We start from the raw sequence: 19395 nt of genomic DNA on the forward strand, positions 1-19395 counted from the left end.
GGAGCCGGCGACGGTGGCGTTGCCGACGCCTCCACCGGATGGTGTCCCAGTTGCGATGGCCATCCCCCTCCAGGAGGAGGTTGCTCCCGGCCGGGTCCGGACGGCGCGCCTACCATCGGGGCGTGCCACCCTCCTCGCTCGGGTTCGAGATCGGCAAGGTCGGCGTGGGCGCCATCGTCGTCGGGATCGACGGCACCCCGTCGAGCGGCAACGCCGCGGCCTGGGCCGCGGGCCTGGCCAGCCGGGAACGCGCACAGCTCGTGCTGGCGTACGTCGAACCGGTCGGTGGCGCCGCGTACTGGGCGCCCTCCGGGGTGGCGGTCGCCGCCGAGACCGCCACCGAGCTGGTGGACGAGCTGCGTGCCGAGCTGGAGCGGTCCCTGTCCAACTCCGACGTCGCGTGGGAACTGCTGCACCTTCGCGGCGACCCGGCGAGGATGCTGGAGAAGGTTGCCGACGAACGCCGCGCCGACTGCATCGTGGTCGGACGCTCCCGGCACAGTGGCCGCTTCCTCGGCTCGGTCCCGAAGACCCTGGTCACCGAGGCCGTCCGCCCCGTCGTCGTGGTGCCCTGAGCACGAGGTGGTCACCTCGGCCCGCGAGAACGGTTCTGCTGGAAGAAGAAGCGGGGAAAGGAGCCGTAGGCTCAATTTCACGGCCTGTTCATGGTTCGGACAGGCGGGTGCGGACAAGGACTCTCGCTTCGGTGCCCCCCGCGTGGAAATGCTCAGGACCTGGTTTCCGCAGCTTGTTGCAGGACACGGATGAACGTGCGCTGGCGTGTGGTGCGGCGCCGGGGATTCCTCGAGAGATCGGGTGCGGATGGGGGCCGGATACCGGGGTAAAAGCGGCTCGGCAGGCGGCGGCATTGTAGGTCGAGATCAAGCAGCGGACCGCTCCGGTCCTTCGGTGTAGCGAGCCGACGTCCCATGGAAATGATGTTCTGGTCCGAGGCAACGGGCCGGCATCAGTAGGGGCGCGGATAGCCGGGAAGAAGCATCAGGCAACCATCCATGACCAGCTCGTTCAATGCCACCGGTAACACGTAGGCGGTCCCACCCCCGGGCTGGCCGAACCACGGGATCGCCGTCCCCGACAAGACTTCCACCGGCCTTAGTAGCCGATAGGCGTGATACGGCAACCCGAACCAGTCCGGCGGTAACGACCGCATCGCGAAAGGTGTGCCAGCGGCGTAGACAACATTCCCGTCGTCCATCCCGAACCGGTCGATCTCCGCTCCTGTCGGCAGCACGATCCGCCGCCGGTCGCGGTAAAGATCAAGCGGCGGTTCGCCGGACAACGGCTGGATCACCTGCCCGGTCGCACCATGCTGCCCACCGCCCCGCGCCGCTCGCGCACGCACCCGAGCCGGCACCGAACCAAACAGCACGACACCAAGCAGAAAGGCGGCAGCATCGGCCACATCGCGGAACCGGAGTAGCCGCGCCGGCTCCTGCCCTTCCGATCGGCTCACCACCCACTCGGCACCGCGACGCACGAGGAACCACACGCCCTCGGCGGTCTCGCCAATCCGGTACGCCTCGGGCGGCACGCCCAGCTGCACCAACCGGTTCCGCAGCGCCTGGAACACCGACTCCTCGTCGACTCCCGTCTCGAACCTGTCCCCGTCCGACTCCGGTTCACCCAGCCAACCCAACACGACTCCCACGGCATGCAGGGCCGGCTGATCCACCGCAGGCACAACGAAATCGTTCTTCCGAGCGTGGGCGACCAGCTCAGGCTCTGGCGGAACACCGTGCTGCCGCAGGTAGTAAGCAACGCTCGCGGGCCAGATCCAGGTCCCGTCGGTGTGGAACGCACGGGGCACGACAGCGGGCCCGCCGGGAGAGAGCGGATCCACCTCCGGACCAGCCCCGGCCCGAACAACCGGCGCGCCGGAGAGATAGTCCAGGAGCGGCATCCGGTCACCCGGGGGCACGGCGGGCCGGTCAACGACCGGCCGCCCGGTCGCGTCAGTCCCGTCGAACGGCTGCGCGATCCGGAACGGCGAACTCGCCGCCGGCCCCTCGATTCTTCGTAGCAAGCCAACTTTCCGGACCAGCCACGCGGGAACGTGCTCCGGCGCACGCGGGAACCTGCGGAAGTCCTCCCGATACGCGTCCGGCCCGACCGGTGACTGCCAGTCGGGCTCGTGGTCGCGATCCAGCTCGACCTTCGGATCCGCGCCCCGGCTCACCGCGACCCGCGCCGTGAACCACGCGCCGACATCGGGGCGATACGTGATCTCCCGCAGCCGGTCCAACAACTCCCCACACGCGGGGGACGGCCGGAACTGCACGGGAACCCCGCCCCGCCGGGTGGCCGTCACCAGGTCGCTGCCCAGCCTGCCCACCCGGCGCGAAACCAGGTCCAGCTCCTCCCATTCCGGCGGAGCCTCCTGGCCGGCCACCTCGACGAGACGGCGCAGCAGGCCCCATCCCCGCTCGCCGAGCTCGTCCACGGGCCCGCCCCAACCGGCCGGCTCCCGCTCGTCATCGGCCATGCCCGCCACCTCCGCCCGCCAAGGCGACCCGACGCCTCGAACGGGCCCGACCGTAGGCCGTTGGCGGTCAACGACGCGTCAGCGGCCGTCGTCCGGATCCACCTCCGGCCACCTCACGTCGGCCCTCGCCGCACCGTCGTCGCCAGCCATGGCACCGGGACCGTCGCCGTCGGCGAGTACCGCCCCGAGGAGATACCGGCCCGCGGCCTCGCAGTCGGTGAACGCGGCCCGTCCGTGCTGCTCGCCCTCCCGGGCACAGAAGACCACCCACTCCTGGTCTTCGGCCAGCAGGCACCAGGCACCGTCGGCGACCTCGCGGATCCGGTACCGCTGCGGATCGGCGTCCCACACGACGAGTAGCCGTTGCAACTCACGCAACACCGGGGAACCGGTGCTGGGCGGGGGAGCAGAACGCCGGTCGAACGCCCGGGTGGGCTTGGCCGCCTCCTCCGGCTCGATCCACCGGCTCGCCGTGTCCGACGCATCCACGCTCTGCGGCGAGGAATCGACCAGCTGCGTCGGCGTCTCGGCGCGGCGGGCGGCAGAGTCGGAAGGAGCAGCAGCCGACTCCGCGGACCGCTGCTCCCGAATCCCTGGCCCGAACCAGGTCGTCGCCGCTTCGCCGGCTGCGGCCGACGGCTGGTCGGGCGGCACCGACCCGGGCTCGACCCTTCCCCTCTCGACCGCCGAAGGCGCCAGAACCGTGGTAGGCGGGATCATCGAGGACGGTTCCGCGTTCCGGTTCTCCGCCGGTGCCCAAGGCCGTTCACCGGTCCCGGCAGCGGGCTGCCGCGGCCGCCGGTCGAGGTGCGCGTGCGCTGCCGCCAATGTCGCCTCGTCGACGGCGGGCGGCTCGAACCGCTGCTGCACGATGTGCTCGATCAGCGCCGGATCGGGCGGAACCCCGTGCTGCCGCAGGTAATAGGCCACCGCGGCGGGCCAGACCCAGACGCCGTCGGTGTGCAGGGCCAGCGGAACCGCGTTCGGTCGCTGGTCCAACAGGTCGATCTCGAAGACATCGGACGACCGGACAACCGGCGCGCCTTCCAGGTAGGCCAGCAGCCCGGGCACCATGTCGGGCGGAACCGGCCGACGCCGGACGACGGGACGCCCGTCCGGCCCCTGGCGGTCGAAGGTGCGCGCGTTGCGGAACCGTACCGGTGGTACCGGTGCACCCACCCCCATCCGCGATGCCACCTGTTGGGGTCGCACGTCCTCCCTCGGAGGTTCCGGGTCCACCCCAGTGGGCTCGCCGTTACGCGATGCCACCGCGTTCGCCGGCCTGGCCTCCGGCAGCGGCCCGGACGGCCGCCCAGTGACCCCGGCCCCCGAGGAGGGAACCTCGTTGTCACCGGTCGGCCCCCCGAAGGGATCCATCGACGCCGTGTTCGACTCCGCGAGCGCATCCGGCATGTTCGTACTCAACGTCGCCAGTGTGTCCGATGCGTTGAGTTCGATCCGCGCCACGGCCGTCTCCGGCCCATTGCCCGAGCCGGCAGGCGGATACACGGTGGTGGCGCTCGACCCGTCGAGCGGCCCTCCCGCATCGACGTGCTGTCCGGTAAGAGGATTCGCCATGGTGCTGCCTGGCGCTCCGGGCGGGTTCGCGGGATGAAAACCCGGCCCGCCAAAAGGATCAGCACCGTTCATGCCCGACCGGGATCGCGGGTCCACGTTGGTGATCGTCGTTCCCGTCAACGGATCTGTCGGACCAGCACCCGACGCGCCGAACGGATCCGTCGCGCCGACGACCGACGTGGCCAGCGGATCTGTCGGGCCCATGCCAGATCCGGCAAAAGGCTCCGCCGTGCCCATGCCAGATCCCCCCAGTTGATCTGCCGTGTTGGCACCCGACCCCGCGGGCTGCGCCTCGGAAGCCTCCCTGGCGGCCCGCTCCCGCAACCACCGGGGAGTACGGTCCGGCAGCCGCGGGAAGGCCCGCAGGTCCTCACCGAACGCGGTCGCCGGCGGCGGGTTCTGCCAGTAGGGCTCGTTGTCGTAGTCGAACTCCGAGCCCATCCGGCCATCCGCCTGGACCTGGAAGCGCGCCGTGAACCACGCGCCCGTGTCCGGGGCGTGCATGTTCCGCCGCAGCACGACACACATTTCCACCACCTGGACCGGTGGCGGCAACGGGAGCGCGGCACCGTCGGCCAGCACGACGGACGTCGACAACTCGACATGCCGGCCCATGATCCGGAACTCGGCCACCACGTACCGCCACTGCCCGGGCGCGGCACGCAGCAGTGTCTGGGCGATCTGGTCGAGCAGGCCCTGTTGTTCGACCACCTGCTGGGTAGATGGCGGCATGCCGAGATCCTCGAAGGTCGTGGGGAAGCGGGCTCACCGGGGTGCCGGTGGCCGCGTGGTCGCGGCGTCGATCTCCACCAGCACGCCCTCGGCGAGCAACTCGCCCACGGGCTTGGGGAGGACGTAGGCGGTCCCGCCACCGGGCTGGCCGAGCCACGGCACGGCCGTTCCGGTGACCACCTCGACGAACTGCCGCAGCCGGTACACCCGGTACCGCCGGCGCGCCCAGTGCCCGGGCAGCGAACGCTCCCGGTACGGGGTGGCGGCGGCGTAGACGACGTTGCCCGTCGCGGTCCCGAACCGGTCCACCTCGGTGTCCGGCGGGAGCGTGGCAATCCGCTTGTCCCGGTACAGGGCCAGCGGCGGCTCGCCCGGCAACGGCAGGACGGGCCACACCTCCTCTGCGGTAGTGGGTTCGGTGTTCCTGGCGCGCCGTCGACCCCCGGTCCCTGCGGGAGCCCGCGGGACACCGGACGCCGGCGGCCGTTCGTCCGCAGGGTCCGATGCCGCGCGCCGTCGACGCGGTCTCGCCCCCGCAACGGGTGGCTCCGCCGGAACGCCCGGCGGAAAGATGGGCTCCGACCGGAGCAGCGTTTCCTCACGCTCCACCGGGGAATCCGGTTCCTTCGCGCCGTGGGAAGGACCGGAACGCCTGCCCGGCAACGGATCGGTCTCCGGGATGAAGCGGTGCTTTTCCGGCGGTACTTCCGAATTCTCCAGGGACGGTTCCACTTCGAGGTCCCCTTGCCGACGGGAGTTCCGTTCCGCAGAAGATACCGCCCGGTCCGGTGCCGGGACCTCGTTCGGGGTGGAATCAGCCCCCGGTTCGGTGAAACCGACGGGCGAAGTGAATGCCTGTTCTCCCTCCGGAACACTGGATGATGGTCCTGGCGAACCGGATGGTGGTGCGTCCGCTACCTCGCCCGAGCCGGTGATGCCGAGGGAATCCGGCGCCCGATCCACGGGTGGCCACGCGTGCCGACCGGCGCTGTTTTCGTCCGCGGCGGCAGGGGACGTTTCACCGGGCTGGCCGGGGAAGGAACCAGCATGCGGAACCGAGGCGGTCTCCCGGCCACCGGGACGCTCCGCCGACAGGGAGAGCGACGTCTCGGGATCGCCTGGTACGGCAGAAGAAACGCCACGCGCATCGCTGGACGGGAGCTCCGGATGATCATCGTGTGCCGCATCCGGGTCGCAAGGCCGGTCGGACGTCCCGGTTGCCCCTGTCCCTGATGGGAAGCGTGGCGTCGGCGGGTCGAACAGCTCCGCGTGTCTGGACGACAGCCGCTCGGGATCGGATGCGGGACTCTCCCGGGCCAGGTCCTCGGAGAAGGCCGCTGCACGATGCGTAGGCCGCTCGTCCGGTTCCGTGGCCGAAATGCTCTCGTCCGCCGCATCGCGCGATCCGGAACCCCCGGCGTGCGCCGGATCCGTGAAAACCTCGGGTGTTGAAGGTTGCCCTGCGGAAGGAGCCGCCGAAGTGCTCTCCGCGGGCATGCGGATTCCCGGGTCCGCCGGTGTTTTCTCGGTCAGCCGCTCGAAAGGGGTGGTCAACTCCGAGCCGGATTCGGGGAAGGCAGGCGTGAAAGAGGGGGTGACCGCCGCCGTGCCCGAACGGCCGTCCGCGGAATCGGCGGCGGGCCCACGTGAAATGTCGGGCCGCTCCGCGGGGTGGAGTTGGTCGCGATCCCCGGCCCCGCTGGCCGGAGTGGGTTGCTGCTCCAGGGAATGCTCGGCCACGGAGTCGAACTGTCCGGTGGCCTGCGACCCTCCGGTTTGAGAGCGTTCCTGCAATGCTGGAAGGCCTGCCGCTGCCTCGAATCGCCCAACGGGCTGGGACCCCCCGGTGGGAGCGGGCTCGGGCATCGCGGGACGGTCCGTCCGCGGGTCGAACCTTCCGTCTGGGTCGGCGCGGTGGGCTCGAGTGCTCTCGTGCGCCGCGGAACGCTCGGCCGCCGGCTGGAATCGTTCGGCGGCGTCGGTCCCGCCGGCCGGAGCAATGTCCTGCGTTGCCGGGCGCTCGGCTACCGGGTCGAACTGCCCGGTGGACTCAGCCCCACCGGCAGCACTCTGCCGCACCGCGGACGGCTCCGCCGGTGGGTCGAACCGTCCGGCGCGTTCGGGAAGGGCGTTCTGGACGCCAGCGGCGCTGTCCGGCCGGCGCAGCCCGGCCAGCCAGGCCGGCAGCCGGTGCTCGGGAAGGGGAAAAAGCCGCAGCTCCTCGGCCACGTCCCGGACCGTGGGAGGGCGGCCCCAGCGCGGCTCCTCCTCGTGGTCGAACCCGACGCTGACACCACCGTCGGCGGTGATCCGCAGGCGCGCCCGAAACCACGTCCCCCTGCCCGGCTCGTACATCCCCGAGCGCATCCGCAGAAGGGCGAGGGCGACCGGCCGCGGCATCTCCAGCGGCCGGGCCGCGCCCGCCTCGTCGACCGCGTCCAGCCCGAACTCGGTGTGGTACCCCACGACCTGGGCGATCGCCCGCAGCCGGTGCCACCCCGGCGGCGCCAGCTTCCGCAGTTCCCCGGCGATCCGGCCGAGCAGGGCGCGCTGTTGGGGTTCGTTCAACGGGCCGGTTTCGGGGATCGCGACCGTCGCCCCACCCGCAGCCGGCGCAGCCTCACCAGCCGGTACGGCCTTGCCCGGTACGGACACATCACGGGAGGCGGCGACCTCGGGCGGGGCGGACGTGCTCCGCGAAGAAGGTGCCGCGGGCAAGGCCGGCGCGTTCCCGGATGCAAGGAGCTCCGGCGCACCGGGCGTGTCGGGAGCGGCCGGCGGCTCACCTGGTCCGCCGGTGCCATCCACCTTGCGGCGCAGCCACTCCGGCGTGGCCGCCGGATCCCGCGGGAACCGGGCCAGGTCCGCCGCGTAGTCGGCCGCGGTGGGCTCCTCGGAGTCCCACCGCGGCTCCTCGTCCAGCTCGTAGCGGAACCGGGCCTGGTTCGGGGTGGCCAGGTGTCCCACCACGGCGAACCACGTGCCCCGCCCCGGCTGGTACATGCGTTCCCGCAGCTCACCGAGGAGCGCCAGCACCTCCTCGGGCATGAGCCCGGGCACCACCGTGCTGTCGGTGAGCACCGCCTCCAGGCCGTGTGCCACGGTCCCGTGCACCGCGCACACCTCGAAGTGGATCTCCTGCCAGTCCCGCGGCGCGAGCCGGGCCAGCACGCGGCAGCACTGCTGCTCCAAGGCGAGCTGCTCCTCCTCGGTGAGCCGCTCGGGGGTCAACCCTGTTCCTCCTCCTGCGGCGCGGGGATCTCCACCAGGCTGCCGTCCTCCAGCAGCTCATGGACGGACCGCGGCAGCAGGTAGGCGGTTCCCCCGCCCGGCTGGCCGAACCACGGGATCGCCGTGCCGGTCAGCGCCGGCAGCGGCCGTTGCAGCCGGTAGACGTGGTACTCCCGCTTCGCCCAGTCCGGCGGTAGTGACCGCTGCGGGAAGGGCGTGCCCGCGGTGTAGGTGACGTTGCCCTCGCCCGGGCCGAACCGGTCCACGTCCGTGCCAGCCGGCAACCGCACCTGCTCGGTATTACGGAACAGGGTCAACGGCGGTTCACCGGGCAGCGGGACGATCTCCTCGACCGGCTCCTCCGGCGCGGCGACGACTGTCTGCTCCTCGGGCTTCTCCGGCTCGACCGCCACGCCGGCCGGAGGTGGGGCTGCCTGCGGGGGCGCCGGGCGTTGCGCCGGCGGCGCGGCCGGTGGCGGGGGAGCCTGCGGTGGGGTGGATGGCACCGGAGCCGCCGGCGGGTGCGGAGCCGAAGCCTGCGGCGCGGCAGGAGACTGGGGAGTCGGGGCCGCCGCGGGTGGCATCCCCTGCGGCGGTTCCTCGGAGGCGGCGTCCACCGGCGGCAGCAGCAACGTGCCGAGGAGCTGCGCGGCGGCCTGCTCCACGTCCTCGAACCCGACGGGGTGGTGCTGCTGTCCCTGCTCCGACCAGAACACCAGCCAGCCCGCCGGCTCCCGGACCACGCACCACGCCTGCTCGGCCACCCCGCCCAGCCGGTAGTCGGTGGATGGGATGCCCAGCTCCTCGAGCCGCTGCCGGAGCCGGCGGAAGGCGGCCTCCTCGGCCACCCGGCGCCGCTCCTCCAGGTTCGGCTGCGGACCGGGCGGTGGCACCGGCGGGGCGGCCGGGGCGGCGGCCGCAGGCACGGGCGGCGTCGCTGGCGTGGCCGAAGCGGCCGGCGCTGTCGGGCCGGTCGCGGCGGGCGGTGCCGGCTGGGCCGGTCGGGAGAGCTGCGCCCGCTGCCGCAGCCAGTCCGGCAGGTACTCCTCCTCACGGGGGAAGAAACGCAGCTCGTCGACGAACGCTGGGGGCGGCGGCTGCCGCTGCCAGTCCGGCTCGTCGGTGCGGTTGTACTGCACCGAGTAACGGTCCGGGTGCTGCAGCTGGTACTGCGCGCTGAACCAGGTACCACGGCCCGCGCGGTGCATGCCGGCACGCAGCTCGGCGAACCGCTGGGCGACCTCCGGCGGCGGGGTCCAGCTCTGGCTGCCGCCGTTGACGAAGCGGACCAGAACCGGCATCTCCACGTACTTCCCGGCCGCCCGGTAGTCGATGAGCACCTCCTCCCAGCCGGGGGGAAGGGTGTGCACGAGCTGGACCGTGGTCTGCTGCAGCAGGTGGTCCTGGTCGGTGGGGTTGAGCGTTCGGGGGCCCGTCATAGGTTCGCTTCCTCCTGCTTGGCCGCAGGCCTCAGACCGGCGCGGACGCGTCGCGTTGGCCGGCCAGCCTGGCCCGCAGCCAACCCGGGACGTGCTCGTCGTCGCGCGGGAATGCTTCCAGATCCTGCGCCAGCACCGTGGCGGGGACCGGGGGGTTCCACAGCGGGTCGTGGTCGAAGTTGAAGCTGACGTGGAACCGGCTGGGCGGATCCATCGTGTACCGCATGGAGAACCAGGTTCCCAGGCCGGGCTGGTACATCAGCTGGCGAAGCTCCACCGCCGCCGAGGTGACCTGGGGCGGGGTGGCGAAGCCCGCGGTGGTGCCGTCCTCCATCACCACGGTGAGTGCCAGGTCGTGCACGGAGCTGGCCATCGTCGCCTTGAGGTCGATGCGTCGCCAGCCGGCGGGGGCGATGCCGAGCAGACCGCTGCCGATGACCTGGAGCAGCTCCTCGCTCCGGTCGTCCTCACCCGTGGTCGGGGCGTCGTCGGTGTCGAGGTCGGGGTGCTGCGGTTCGTGCATGGTTCTCGGGCTCCCGGGTCGGTCTTCCGCCGCCGGCGTCGCGGCGGGAGTCGGGGTGCGACGTTAGTGCGATCGGGTGGTTGTCGGGCCGTGACCCGGCGGATGTTTACCCGGGTCGGTGTCGGACCTCACTGGCAGAGTGGCACCCATGAGCTCGGGAACGACAACCGGGGCGGACTTCACGGATGCTGTTCTGGTAGGCGAAAAGCTCGAAGATCGCTCCTTCGAGGGTTGTGACTTCACCGGAGCGGACCTGGCGACGCTGCGCACCGTGCGTTGCTCTTTCACCGACTGTGATTTCACCGCGGTGGACCTTGGTCGTTCCCGGCATCTGTCTTCAGCCTTTCGGGGCTGCGGCTTCGATCGGGCCCATTTGGTCGAGGCGGAGTTCGCCGGCTGCACCCTGCTGGGCTCGATGTTCAACGACTGCCGGTGGCGGGCGGCGCGGTTGCACGAGACCGATCTCACCCTGGTCGGGCTGACCCGGGCCGACCTGCGGAACCTGGACCTTTCCGGGCTGCGGTTGCGGGAGGCGAACCTCAACGAGGCCGACCTACGTGGCGCGGACCTGCGCCGGGCGGACCTCAGTGGTGCCCGGATGTTGCGCACCAGGTTGCGCGGGGCTGATCTGCGGGAGGCGCGCGTTGAGCCGGACGCCTTCGTGCAGGCGGATTGGGAAGGAGCAGTCATCGACGTGCCGATGGCGATTGCGTACGCCGCGGCACGCGGCCTGCGCGTGGAGTGATCCCAGCAATACTCGAGGCGAAGATCGCGCCATCGAGCGACCTCCACGCATCTGGCGCTGTTCCGGGACGGCTTGGCCCTACGGTCCACCGAGTGACGACTCCGAGCGATCGCTCAGCACAGAACCACCGGCACCGGTAGGAATTCGGCGACGTGTACGAGCTGCTGGACGCCACCAACCAGACCATCACCGCTGTTGCGGCGAGGCAGCGGCGGCACGACACCAGGCTGGAGGAGATCCAGCACGCTCTCGACCTAGCCGTGGGCCGGCTGGATCGGTTGGAACAGGCCGAATGGCGCCTCGCCGAAACCCAGCGTGAGCAGGCCGCCAAGCTGGACGAGATCCTCGACCTGCTCCGGAACGGCCGGGGCTGAGCGCACCGGAACGCCCGCCCGCATGTCCTGGCCCCTGCTGGGAGTCCGGGCGAGCCTCCTCTTCGGCAAGGCCAGTGATCAACGTGCTCGTGGCGCCGATCAGCACACCAAGCCCGTGCTGTGCCCGGCCTTCTGGCACGATGAGAAGCCGTGACCGCCACCATCCTTGACGGCAAGGCCACCAAGAACGCGATCTACGAGGACCTGCGCGCGCGGGTCGCCGCGCTGGCCGAGCGCGGCCGGACACCCGGGTTGGCCACCGTGCTGGTCGGCGACGACCCCGGCTCGCACGCCTACGTCCGGGGCAAGCACAACGACTGCGCCAAGGTGGGCATCACCTCGATCCGCCGCGACCTCCCGGCGGACACCTCGCAGGCCGAGGTGGAGGCGGTCCTGGCCGAGCTGAACGCCGACCCGGCGTGCACCGGCTACATCGTGCAGCTACCCGTGCCCGACCACCTGGACGCCGGGCGCCTGCTGGAGCTGGTCGACCCGGCCAAGGACGCCGACGGCCTGCACCCGATCAACCTGGGCCGCCTGGTGCTCGGCGAGCCGGGCCCGCTGCCCTGCACCCCGCGCGGCATCGTGGAGCTGCTGCGCCGCTACGACATCCCGCTGGCCGGCGCGAACGTCACCGTGGTCGGCCGTGGCGTCACGGTGGGCCGCCCGCTGGGCCTGCTGCTCACCCGGCGCAGCGAGAACGCGACCGTGACCCTGTGCCACACCGGCACCAAGGACCTCGCCGCCGAGATCGGGCGCGCGGACATCGTGGTGGCCGCGGCCGGCAAGGCCCACCTGGTCACCGCGGACATGGTCAAGCCCGGTGCGGTCGTGCTCGACGTGGGCGTCACCCGCACCGAGGATGGCCTGGCCGGCGACGTGCACCCGGACGTGCTCGAGGTGGCCGGTTTCCTGTCGCCCAACCCCGGTGGCATCGGCCCGATGACCCGCGCGATGTTGCTCACCAACGTCGTGGAGGCGGCGGAGCGCGCCGCCGGGACGGCGTGAGGAGGTTCTGGGAGTCCGAACGCGTCCGGCGTCACCTGCCGTTCGCGGCGGTGATGGCCGTCGTCCTGATGGGCCTGGTGCTCATCTCGATGGCCCACTGGCGACGCGGCTCGTTCCTGATCGGATGCGCGTTGCTGCTCGCCGCCGGGTTCCGGTTCTTCCTGCCGGAGGAACGCCTGGGACTGCTGGTCCTGCGACGCCGCAACGTCGACCTGGCGCTCTACGTCGGGTTCGCCATTGCGATCATCGCGATCGCGATCAGCATCCGCCGCTTCCCGGTCTAGTTCGGATCTGGTTCCGGGCCGACGTCGCGGCAATCGTCATGAGTAGCGGACGACGAACCGGCCCGGCGGTGACCGCCGGGCCGATTCGGGCTCGTGGGGTCAGTCCTGCGGGCCGCGCTGCTCGATGAGGCAGTCCGGTCCCGGAAAGATGAGGGCCTCGTGGCCGTCGTCGAACCGTACGCGGTACGGCGGCTCGCCCTGGGAGCCCCGAACCTCGACGATCTCGCCGACGTGCTCCTTCATACCGACGATACGGCCCTTGATCCGCACTCGGTCGCCAACGGTTGCGTGCATGAGTGACCACCTCCGCGCCCCCAAGCCTAGGCAAGGATGGCCGACGTCACAGCCCACCCGATGGGTTGATCAGGAACAGGCCCTCGTCAGCCGGTCGACCCGCTGCAGCCGCTCGTTCGTCCAGCTCATGAGCTTGCTCGGGTCCAGGTCGCTGAGCTGGAGCTGGCCCATCTGGTCGGCGGTCTCCCGCAGCTGCTGCTGCAGGTTGGCGTCGGACACCTGCTCGGCCAGCTTGCGCAGCTCGTCGGCCTTGCGCTGGGCCTCGTCCACGGCCTGCTGCCCCTTGCTCGGGTCCGGCGAGTACCCGGCCGCGCTGAGTGCCTTGGTGCACGCCTCGGCCTTGTCCAGTCCCTCGGAGACCTGGTTGAGGCTGTCGCAGCCGCCCAGCGCGAGTACCAGCAGCGGGGCGGCGAGGGCGAGGGCGACGCGAGGTCCGGCGATCCGCATGGCGTGACACTACCGATCAACCACCGGAAGAGCACGGGATTCGCGGAGTTCGTACAACCGACGGATGACATCGGCGATCTCCGGCTCCAGCACGCTCACGTCGTGCACCGGCGCCCGCTCGGCCACCGCCGTGATGAGGGCCGCCGCGGTCAGCCGCTCCCGGTCGAACACCAGGTGCTGGCGGGAACCGTCGTTCTCCACGTGCGCGACCCGCGCTCCGGGCAGCTCCAGCGGCGGCACCGGCCGTTCCAGGTCCACCACCAGCGTGCGCTCCCGGGCGACCTCGGCCCGCAGCCCGGCCAGCGGCCCGTCCGCCAGCACCCGGCCGTGGTCGATGACCACGAGCCGCCGGCACAACGTCTCGATGTCGTCCAGGTCATGGGTGGTGAGCAGCAGGGTGGTCCCCCGCTCGGCGTTCAGCCGGGCCAGGAACCGGCGCAGCCGGACCTTGGACTCCAGGTCCAGGCCGATCGTGGGCTCGTCGAGCACCAGCAGCCGCGGCCCGTGCAGCAACGCCGCGGTCACCTCACCCCGCATCCGCTGCCCGAGCGAGAGCTGCCGTACCGGCGTGTGCAGGAACGGCCCCATCTCGAGCAGCTCCACGCACTCGTCCAGCCGGTCCGCGTGCGCAGCCCGCGGCACCCGGAAGATGTCCCGCAGCAGGTCGAAGCTCTCCAGCAGCGGCAGGTCCCACCACAGTTGGCTGCGCTGCCCGAAGACCACGCCGATCCGGCCGGCCAGCTCGCGCCGCCGCGCCGCCGGTTCCAGCCCGCACACCCGCACGAAGCCACCGGTCGGCACGAGGATCCCGGTCAGCATCTTGATCGTGGTCGACTTGCCCGCCCCGTTGGGACCCACGTACCCGACGGTCTCGCCCGCCTCGATGGCGAAGGACACGTCCTCGACCGCGACCACCTCGTGCCGCTGCCGCCGGAAGCGCCCCACCTTGCGGCGCAACGTGAAAGTTCGCCGCAAATCGCGGGCTTCGATCAAGCTCATGACCCCGTCCCCCGATAGTGCCGAACCGCGAACCGCCACACCCCACCGGCCACCGCCGTCGCCGCCACGGCCACCAGCGGGCTCGTCCAGCCCAGCCACCCGGGCAACCCGAGCGGGTCCGTCCGCTCCAGCAGCACCAGTGCCGGGTAGTAGGCGACGAACGCGCCGGGCACCACGAACGCCATCAGGCGCCGCAGCCAAGCGGAGAAGATGTTGATGGGGTAGGAGTTGAACATGCTGCTGCCGTAGGTCACCGAGTTGGCGAACTCCCGGCCGTCCACCAGCCAGAAGCAGATACTGCAGGCCGCCACCCACACCGAGGAGAAGATGACCGCGCCGGCCAGCGGGGCGACCACGAGGAGCGCAAGTTTGGCCATGCTCCAGGAGATATCGGCCACGGACAACGCGAAAAGCAGCGTCGCGAATCCGATCGCGGCACGCCCCAACCGCCGTAGCTGCACATCGAGCGTGAGGACCTGGCCGAGCGTGCCCAGTGGACGCACGAGCAGCACGTCGAACTTCCCGGTGCGGATCAGCTCGCCCAGGTGGTTGAGCTGGGACACCGCCAGGTCCGCCAACCCGAAGCCGAAAGTGGCCAACCCGTACATTAGCAACACGTCGTTCCGGCCGAACCCGCCGAGACTCGTGGTGTTGTGAAATACAGCGAGGATCGTCACCAACTCGAGGCCGCCCGCGATCACCTGGGCGCAGAGTTCTACGGTGAACGAAAGCCGGTACGTCGCTTGTGCGCGGAGTCGGGAACCGATGACCCGGCGATAGGCGCGGACGGTACTAGCCACCCTGCACCACCAGCTTCCGCTCGGCGGAGCGCTGTACGAGACGACCCGCGAGAAGGAGCAGCACTGCCCACAGCAGCTGGTGCCCGACAGCCGGGAGGGGCGAACCACGCTCCACGAACACGTCGAGGGAGTCCTGCATGAGCGCGGGGAACGGCGTCCACCAGAGGATGGTTCGGATGCCTTCGGGGAAGAAGTGCAGCGGGATGACCAGGCCGGCGAGCAGGCCGGAGGCGACCCCGTAGATGCTGATCAACCCGCGCGACTCCACGAGCCAGAACGCACTGAGGTTCAACAGGTAGCGAATACCGAAGCTGACCATCACGGCCAGCAGCAGGCTCACCGCGAACCAGCCCCAGGTGCTGAGCCGTTGCGGCCAACGGAACGGGAAGAACAGCACCCCGAAGGCTACCGGCGGCACCATACGGGTGACGAGGTGGTAGCCGAACCGGCCCAGGTCACCGGCCAGCTCGGCGAGCTGGAAATCCCACGGCCGCCCCAGATCGATGGCGATGTCGCCCGACCGCACCCGCTCGGCGACATGAAATCCGCTCCACATCGAGACGGTCGCGATCATGCCCTGCCCCAGCCAGACGTAGGTGACGGCCGCCGCCGCGTCGTAGCCCGCGACCCGGGGCCGCTCGCCGATCACCGCCAGGAGCAGGCCGACCCTCATCAGACCGAACACGACGTTCGTGCTCAGCCCGGCGAGCATCGCGGCCCGGTAGGCGGAGTAGCGGCGGAAGCCGGCGAGGACCAGACGTGGATAACAGTGGGCGCGGTTGATCAGCCCCCAGGGATCGGCGCGCACGTCGTTCCACGTTACGCGGTGGTGCAGCAGGTTTCGCCGGCAAGAAGGGGATTCAGCCGGATTATGAGGATCTTTCGGGGGCTACGTGGTGGCCGTTGCTGCCTTGCGGGCCATGAGGGTGCGGAAGGTGCGGGAGATCCAGCGGTAGGCCGGCTGCTCCACGAACCTGGTCAGCGCCCAGCCGAGGACGATCGCCGAGCAGACCGTTGCCACCACCCAGACCCAGGAGGGGAAACCGAGGTCGGTCAGCCGGCGGGCGATGACGTAACCGATGTGTTGGTGCACCAGGTAGATGCCGTAGGAGATGCCGGCGATCCACTTGACGGCACGGACGAGCACCTCGGGAAGGAAACGCCAGTCGGGCCCGCGCGCGGCCAGGCAGATCAGCCCGAGCATGATCGCGAACGCGCCCACGGAGTCGCCCGCGGGCGGCTGCTCGTGCAGGGCGATCAGCGTCAGGCCGAGGAGCGCGAAGAGATGGGCGAAGCGCAACTCGCGGTTGGACCACCGCCAGATCGCGATCCCGGCCACGAACAGGTGCGCGCGGTGCAGGCCGGTGTGCTCCACGAGCGCCACCAGCCAGCTCGACGGCTCTTCGTGGGCGAGGTAGGTCACCCGCAGGAAGAGCGGGACCAGGATCACGGCGTACAGGATGGGGAGGGAGGGGAGCCGGCCCCGGGAACGCAGGTGCCAGAGCACGGCGAGCGCGGTGAACCCGGCGACCTGGACGGGCAACGTCCAGAAGGAGCCGTCGACGTAGCGGATGTGCTCGGACCAGGGCTGGATCAGCAGGATGTTGCCGACCAGGTCGACCACGGACGGCCGGATCGGCCAGTCCGCCGGGGCGAACACCCGCACGAAGGTGAACACCAGGAACACGGCCGCGACGTAGGCTGGCAGCAGGCGGGCCATCCGGCGCAACCACCACTGGAGGCTGGTGTACCGGCTCAGCGTCATGCCCGCGAAGTAGGCGGAGATCACCAGCAGGGTGGACGCGCCGAACTGGTAGGTGCTCTCGAACGGCGGTGCCGCGATACCGAGCGGCTCGTTCGGCCCGACGAACGTGAGGTGGTGTACGAGAACGGCGAACACCGCAACGACCCGCACCAGGTCCCAGCTGAACCGGCGCGAGGACCGCTTCCTGGTTCCGGCAGCCGGAACTGACACCCTTGTCGCCACAGGGAAAGCACCTTACTGGCTGAAGGGTCAACCAGGTGTGAGCGGGTCTGGTCGGCTCAGAGCAACATCCGATGGCGGAACGAGTTGGTCATCCGGTGGGGTGATGTCGGTCCAGCCGACCGGACTTGAGGGAGGAGACGAAGGAGGACCACGCGGACCGGGATAACAGGAGTACTGGACCGGTTGACTCCTTACTGTCCCGGACGGCGGTGGCCGGGCACAAGTTGGCTACCTCGACGCACTCGCCGCCGCTCTGGCTGTGGCTGCTCTTCCGCCATAAGCCGGGAAGATCACTCACGGCTCAGCCTCTCTAGGTCGTCTATCACGGACTCCAGGAAGCGTGCAGAGTCCCGTGGGCTCAGCGCAGCAGCTCGAAGATCGTCGTAGACCATCCCGAGCTGGTACACAGCAGCCACATCTTCCAGCACGTGTCCGCCCTCCAGATAGGCGACGTCGTGAGTGATCCCGTCGGGGAAGCTGAGCAGTGTGATGGGACCCGACATCGCTGGGTGTGCTCCGGCCTCGTAGGGAAGGATCTGCACCTTCACATTGGGCAACTCCATGAGTTTCAGGATGTGCTGGAGCTGGTCCCTCATCGCGATCGGTCCGCTCACCAGTCGGCGGACCGCGGCTTCACCGATGACCGCCCAGTACTCGAGCGGCGGTGCCGCGGTGAGTCGGTCCTGGCGCTGCATCCGTGCGGCGACCTGCTTATCCACTCCGCTGACCGGTGCCAGGTGGCGGGCACTGAAGTGAATCGAGGTCGCGTATCGCTCGGTCTGCAGCAGCCCGGGTATCAACTCCGGCTGGAAGCTGCGGACGGAGCAGGCGTCCGACTCGAGAGAGATGTACATCCGGAACCACTCCGGAATGCCGTAGGTGGACCACCAGCCACGCCGGTTGGTGTTCCTGCGTAGCTCCTCGGCGATCCTGCGGGCGTCCGGCGGGGCGTCGTAGAAGTCAAGGAGCTTGTTAGCTCGGCCTTCTTGATGGCGTAGTAGCCATGCTCAATCCTGCTGATCTTGGCCGCTGAGCAGTCCAAAACTGAGGCCGCTTCGTGTTGGCTCGAAGGTCATTCGATCGGGCGATGTGGTGTGGGCGTGGCGGCCGGACGCTGGTGGCCGGTTGGGTCGCGTCGCCGGTTTCGGTGTCACGTGCGTTCTCGTGCACTGAAACGCTGTCGCCCGCGTCGCGCGTGTGCGACCCGAGGACCTTCGAGTCGTGATTGCGAGCGAGTCATGAGTTTGCGCCCACCCAGGGGCTGCGCCTACGAAGCTATCCCTGCCAGCCGCTACGAACTCCAGCAAGCACGCCGCAACTGCGAGTCATGGCTCGTTGGTCGCTGCGACTGGAACTGCCTCTGCTGCGTCCGTGAAGGCTACGCAGTCGGGGAACGTATCCTCCGCATATCCCGGCTCGTCGACGAGGACGAGTACGCCAAGTGCTCGTTCCCCGCCTAAGCCCTTATCCCTCGCAGTGCGTTCCTCGATCCAAGTTCACCGACGTGATTCTCAGGCGAACGTCAGCAGGTCGAAGCCCAGCCAGGGCAAGGCACCCGCGTGCTGCAGTGCCGCAGCGGACAGCCAGACCGCCAGCAACGTCAATCCAGGCAACACAAGGGAAAGCTCGACCGCGCCACCGGTCCGCATCCGCATCACCTTGGGCGGTGCCACCGGATACCAGGTGCGGCCACCAATCGGAATTGGCCACAGCATGGGGCAACCCTGCTCGGTGATGGCATCGCCGAGGTAGTGCGCGAAACACCCAATCATGACCGCGATACCCGCCGCCGCGGCGTTCTCCGGCGCTGCCACGACCCACTTCATGCACAGCAACGTGAGCGCACCCGAGGTGACGATGATGGCAAGCGCATCTCGTTTCGGGCACCAGTTGTTCAGCAGTCCACGCACCGCGAGGCCACAGAACACGAACATCAACACCGGCAACGCGAAACGGTTACCCGCCTGTACGATCGCCGTCGTCACCAAGCCGGCAAGGACAGCGAACACCACCGTATGTGTGAGTCCTCGGTGCCCGCCGTCGCGATCTGTGTCCTTACTCGTCTTGGTGGCCCGGTAGGTCCATGAACTCACCGTGTTGGCAATCTTGGAGAATGCCAGGCTGAACGCGCCGAACGTGCGCGCCACCGTCGACTGTGGGTGGTCGATGTCCGGCAACAAGGCCGCTCCCGACGCCAACGTCGCCCCGAGCACCCACGCCTGCGGCGTGAGCTGGCCGATCGCGTGGTTGCTGGCGATGGCGGTCACCCCCGCCCAGCAAGCCAGCCCGCTGATGGCATGAGTCGGACCCGTCGACATCGTTCCCCCGATCGTGATCATCCGATTCGGGGAGGGTACCGATCATGATCAGCGAGGGGGAAATGGTCGGGTTCGCGTGCCCAGTGGCTCGGCTCGGTGCCGTGCACAGGGTGCTTGGTGCCGGGTGGTCCCG

At 70.0% G+C, this 19395-nt stretch carries 19 protein-coding genes and 1 pseudogene; 6 read left to right on the forward strand and 14 right to left on the reverse strand.

The window, feature by feature from the left end; translation table 11 throughout:
* The first annotated feature begins 122 nt into the window (after positions 1–122).
* On the forward strand, positions 123–575 hold the full coding sequence (locus tag IEY55_RS15890; RefSeq protein WP_229686436.1) for a universal stress protein: 453 nt from the start codon (positions 123–125) through the stop codon (positions 573–575).
* 392 nt (positions 576–967) lie between these two features.
* Here IEY55_RS15890 and IEY55_RS15895 read toward each other — a convergent pair whose 3' ends face one another.
* From IEY55_RS15895 to IEY55_RS15915, 5 genes and pseudogenes are all read right to left on the reverse strand, one after another.
* Entirely contained in the window at positions 968–2503 is a 1536-nt protein-coding gene (locus IEY55_RS15895) for a TNT domain-containing protein (RefSeq protein ID WP_189058540.1), read from the reverse strand.
* A 78-nt stretch (positions 2504–2581) separates the two neighbouring features.
* Entirely contained in the window at positions 2582–4813 is a 2232-nt protein-coding gene (locus IEY55_RS15900) for a hypothetical protein (protein ID WP_189058542.1), read from the reverse strand.
* Positions 4814–4846: 33 nt separating this feature from the next.
* A complete protein-coding gene (locus IEY55_RS15905) occupies positions 4847–8044 on the reverse strand; it encodes a glycohydrolase toxin TNT-related protein (protein ID WP_189058544.1) in 3198 nt (1065 codons plus the stop codon).
* Positions 8041–8367: pseudogene (locus tag IEY55_RS33220) on the reverse strand (TNT domain-containing protein); the annotation flags it as partial. The pseudogene IEY55_RS33220 and the gene IEY55_RS15905, both read right to left, overlap by 4 nt.
* Before the next feature lie 1147 nt (positions 8368–9514).
* On the reverse strand, positions 9515–10006 hold the full coding sequence (locus tag IEY55_RS15915; protein ID WP_189058548.1) for a hypothetical protein: 492 nt from the start codon (positions 10004–10006) through the stop codon (positions 9515–9517).
* A gap of 148 nt (positions 10007–10154) precedes the next feature.
* Here IEY55_RS15915 and IEY55_RS15920 point away from each other — a divergent pair, with 148 nt between their 5' ends.
* The 5 genes from IEY55_RS15920 (at position 10155) to IEY55_RS15935 (ending at position 12417) form a co-directional block, all read left to right on the forward strand.
* A complete protein-coding gene (locus tag IEY55_RS15920; protein ID WP_189058550.1) occupies positions 10155–10751 on the forward strand; it encodes a pentapeptide repeat-containing protein in 597 nt (198 codons plus the stop codon).
* 152 nt (positions 10752–10903) lie between these two features.
* The gene (locus IEY55_RS15925; RefSeq protein WP_189058552.1) at positions 10904–11125 is read left to right on the forward strand and encodes a hypothetical protein; all 222 of its coding nucleotides are present in this window, start codon (positions 10904–10906) and stop codon (positions 11123–11125) included.
* 22 nt (positions 11126–11147) lie between these two features.
* Entirely contained in the window at positions 11148–11279 is a 132-nt protein-coding gene (locus IEY55_RS32555; protein ID WP_268239318.1) for a hypothetical protein, read from the forward strand.
* Positions 11276–12133 (forward strand): bifunctional methylenetetrahydrofolate dehydrogenase/methenyltetrahydrofolate cyclohydrolase, encoded by an 858-nt coding sequence (locus IEY55_RS15930; protein WP_189058554.1) that lies wholly within the window; start codon positions 11276–11278, stop codon positions 12131–12133. Before IEY55_RS32555 ends, IEY55_RS15930 begins: the two co-directional genes overlap by 4 nt.
* On the forward strand, positions 12130–12417 hold the full coding sequence (locus tag IEY55_RS15935; protein WP_229686437.1) for a DUF3017 domain-containing protein: 288 nt from the start codon (positions 12130–12132) through the stop codon (positions 12415–12417). Before IEY55_RS15930 ends, IEY55_RS15935 begins: the two co-directional genes overlap by 4 nt.
* Before the next feature lie 99 nt (positions 12418–12516).
* Here the strand turns inward: IEY55_RS15935 and IEY55_RS15940 are convergent, their stop codons facing one another.
* The 9 genes from IEY55_RS15940 to IEY55_RS15980 form a co-directional block, all read right to left on the reverse strand.
* On the reverse strand, positions 12517–12711 hold the full coding sequence (locus IEY55_RS15940) for a DUF1918 domain-containing protein (protein ID WP_189058556.1): 195 nt from the start codon (positions 12709–12711) through the stop codon (positions 12517–12519).
* A gap of 69 nt (positions 12712–12780) precedes the next feature.
* Positions 12781–13158, reverse strand: a complete 378-nt coding sequence (locus tag IEY55_RS15945) for a bacteriophage spanin2 family protein (RefSeq protein WP_189058558.1) — start codon at positions 13156–13158, stop codon at positions 12781–12783.
* Between the two features lie 9 nt (positions 13159–13167).
* A complete protein-coding gene (locus IEY55_RS15950) occupies positions 13168–14157 on the reverse strand; it encodes an ABC transporter ATP-binding protein (RefSeq protein ID WP_189058559.1) in 990 nt (329 codons plus the stop codon).
* Positions 14154–14957 carry an ABC transporter permease gene (locus tag IEY55_RS15955; RefSeq protein ID WP_189058561.1) on the reverse strand — a complete coding sequence of 268 codons (804 nt, stop codon included), beginning with the start codon at positions 14955–14957 and terminating at the stop codon, positions 14154–14156. Before IEY55_RS15955 ends, IEY55_RS15950 begins: the two co-directional genes overlap by 4 nt.
* Positions 14950–15765, reverse strand: coding sequence for an ABC transporter permease (locus tag IEY55_RS15960; protein ID WP_229686438.1), 816 nt, complete (start codon positions 15763–15765; stop codon positions 14950–14952). The genes IEY55_RS15955 and IEY55_RS15960 overlap by 8 nt, the downstream gene beginning before the upstream one ends.
* Before the next feature lie 81 nt (positions 15766–15846).
* Positions 15847–16944, reverse strand: a complete 1098-nt coding sequence (locus tag IEY55_RS15965; protein WP_189058563.1) for an acyltransferase family protein — start codon at positions 16942–16944, stop codon at positions 15847–15849.
* Between the two features lie 88 nt (positions 16945–17032).
* Positions 17033–17242 (reverse strand): DUF397 domain-containing protein, encoded by a 210-nt coding sequence (locus IEY55_RS15970; RefSeq protein WP_189058565.1) that lies wholly within the window; start codon positions 17240–17242, stop codon positions 17033–17035.
* Positions 17235–17798 (reverse strand): DUF5753 domain-containing protein, encoded by a 564-nt coding sequence (locus IEY55_RS15975; protein WP_189058567.1) that lies wholly within the window; start codon positions 17796–17798, stop codon positions 17235–17237. The genes IEY55_RS15970 and IEY55_RS15975 overlap by 8 nt, the downstream gene beginning before the upstream one ends.
* 657 nt (positions 17799–18455) lie before the next feature.
* A complete protein-coding gene (locus tag IEY55_RS15980) occupies positions 18456–19262 on the reverse strand; it encodes a metal-dependent hydrolase (protein WP_189058569.1) in 807 nt (268 codons plus the stop codon).
* Between the last annotated feature and the right edge of the window lie 133 nt (positions 19263–19395).

This window comes from Longimycelium tulufanense (assembly GCF_014645795.1).
Classification (GTDB): domain Bacteria; phylum Actinomycetota; class Actinomycetes; order Mycobacteriales; family Pseudonocardiaceae; genus Longimycelium; species Longimycelium tulufanense.